The sequence below is a fragment of the Rhizobacter sp. P5_C2 genome (assembly GCF_054049715.1).
In genome coordinates this window covers 1-2500 of sequence record NZ_JBFULV010000219.1, presented here as the reverse complement: position 1 = coordinate 2500, position 2500 = coordinate 1, and the positions used below count along the sequence as shown (strand labels likewise).

2 protein-coding genes are annotated in these 2500 nt (G+C 69.9%); both read right to left on the bottom strand.

Translation table 11 applies throughout. The features are described 5' to 3' along the window. Positions 1 to 1147 (bottom strand): RICIN domain-containing protein (locus ACXJLU_RS33100; protein WP_457337966.1); only part of this gene is annotated, 1147 nt, incomplete at its 3' end. A gap of 28 nt (positions 1148 to 1175) precedes the next feature. Next, positions 1176 to 2500, bottom strand: a 1325-nt coding sequence (locus tag ACXJLU_RS33095) for a glycosyl hydrolase family 18 protein (RefSeq protein WP_457337965.1), incomplete at its 5' end; no start/stop codon positions are given.

Genomic DNA, 2500 nt, shown 5'->3' with positions numbered 1-2500 from the left:
CCGGTGCAGGCGCGGGAGCCGGGGCCGGCGAAGGGGCCGGCGCGGGTGCGGGGGCAGGCGCCGGAGCAGGCGCAGGAGCAGGCGCGCCGACCGCGGTCAGCTTCCATTGCTGGTTCGCGCCGGTGCCGCAGTCCCATTGCTGGATGCCGCCGCCGGCCACCATGCTGTGGTCCTTCACGTCGACGCACTTGCCGCTGTTGCGGGCCTTGATCGAGTAGCCCGCGCCCGAGACGGCGATCGCGAAGCGCTGGTTGTCGCCACCGCCGGTGGTCCATTGCTGGATCAGCGCGCCGTTGGCGGTCGACACGTCGGTCACGTCGAGCGACTTGCCGCTGCCGCTGTTGACCAGGCGGAAGCTGCCGCCTGTCTCGGCGCGCAGCTCGAAGCGTTGCGAGCCGACATCCGCGCAGGCGCTCTGCTGGGCCTTGGCACCGTTCGCGGTGCTGGCGCCGGCGATGTCCAGGCACAGGCCCGACTCCACCGACTTGACTTCGTAGATGCCGACCGCGACCGCAGCGGTGACGTTGCCGGCGCGCGGCAGGAAGCGGAACGCCTGGCCGCCGCTCGTGCTGCACGACAGCTGCTGCAGCACCGCGCCGTCGGCCGTCGAGGCGCCGGTCACGTCGACGCACTTGCCGCTGCCGGCATTCACCAGCCGGAAGCGGTCGCCGCCCAGGTGCTCGATGCGGAAGCGCTGCGCACTGGTGCCGTTGTCGACCCACTGCTGCAGCGCCGCGCCGTCGGAGGTGGACGCCGACGCGACGTCCATCGCCTTGCCGCTGCCGCCATTCACCAGCTTGTAGACACCGTCGCCGGCATCGCTGAGTTCGAACGACTGGGCTGCGTTCTTGTTGCAGTTGGCCTGTTGCAGCCGGCCGCCGTCGGCGGTGCTGGCACCGGCCACGTCGACGCACTTGCCGCTCTGGGCATTGACGATCGTGTAGATGCCGCTGGCCAGCGTGATGCTGCCGGCCGTGCTGGCCCGGGCGGCCTGCGCGGATTCGTGGCCTTCAGCCGCAGCGGCGTCAGGGGCACTGCTGCCATCGCTGCCGCCGCAAGCGGCGAGGAAGGCGCTGCTCATCGCGACGGCGAGCGGCAGGCGGGCGAGGTGGTAGCGCTTGGAAAGCTTGGATTGCCTGGTGTTCATGGTGTGCTCCTGGATGGGGGTGGAGGATTTACTTCCAGTCGGAGGTCTGCAGGAGCGGATCGATCGTCAGCCCGAAGGTGGCGCCCACCTTCTGCCCGACCGTTCCCGGCGTCGCCAGCTGTGCGCTGCCGCACGAACCGCCGCCCGTCTTGATGATGGCCCACAGCATCGCGCCGTCACGTGCATTGCGGTTCGACGCCGTGCCGTTCGCGACCGCATTGGTGTAGCGCTGCACCGAGTACGGCTGGTTCAGGTTGACGCCGTACTGGTCCTGCAGGTTGCGCGAGCCGGTGCACTGCGCGTCGGCGTCGTTGACCACCAGCATGCCGCCGGCCCAGCCTTCGGGCGACGGTTCCAGGCCGATCGACACGATGGTCTTGGACGGGAACAGCGAGCGGTACTGGTTGTACGCGACGATGCCGTCGAAGTGCTCGTAGCGGGCGTCGTAGCTCATCACGTTGACCAGGTCGAGCATCGCTGCCGTCGCCGGGTACTTCAGCACCACGCCGCGCTCGCGGCCGGCGTTGCCGCCCCAGTACGACATCTTGCCGGCGCAGGCCGGGTCGGCCGTCGTGCCCGAGGTGCAGTCCGCACCGCTCGACCAGCCGGCCAGCGTCAGCACGCGGCCGCCGCCTGCCAGGTCGACCGCCTTGCGCAGCGCCTTGATCGAATTGGCGTAGCGGTCCACGTCGCCGTCGGCCTCGTAGTCGACGTCGAGGCCATCGAAGCCCATCTCGGTCTGGATCTTCGCGAGGGCGTTGATGATCGAGCCGCTGCCGGCTGCGCCCTGTGCCGCGAGCGGACCCCAGTTGTTGTAGGTGGCGCCGCCGACGGCGAGGATCACCTTCTGGTTGCGCTGGTGCAGCACGTCGATCGCGGCCTTGATGTCCTTCGGCGATGCGCTGAACGTGATGCCGGTGCCCGAGAAGCTGTTGGTGGCGAGGCCGGCCCACGAGAAGTTCGGGTCGGCGAACGACACCATCACGTGTGTGTAGGTGGCGGGCACCTTCGCGAACTTGCTGGCCTTGTAGACGTCGTTGGCGGTCTTGCCGGTGGCGTCGAACCAGTTGTCGCTCCAGGTCGGGTAGTAGCCGACGTAGACGCGCTTGGTCTGCACGGCCTTCAGCGCTTCAGGCAGCGTCAGCGTGCCGTTCGGTGCGGGGGCCGGAGCCGGTGCGGGTGCCGGCGAAGGTGCCGGAGCCGGTGCGGGCGACGGGGCGGGTGCCGGAGCCGGCGACGGGCCGCACGACGAGCTCGTCGGCGTCCAAAGCGTCGGCGTCGCGGCCGGGTTCCAGTTCGCGCCGGCGAACGCGGTGTGCGTCACCAGGGCCTTGTACTGCTTGCCCTGGTAGC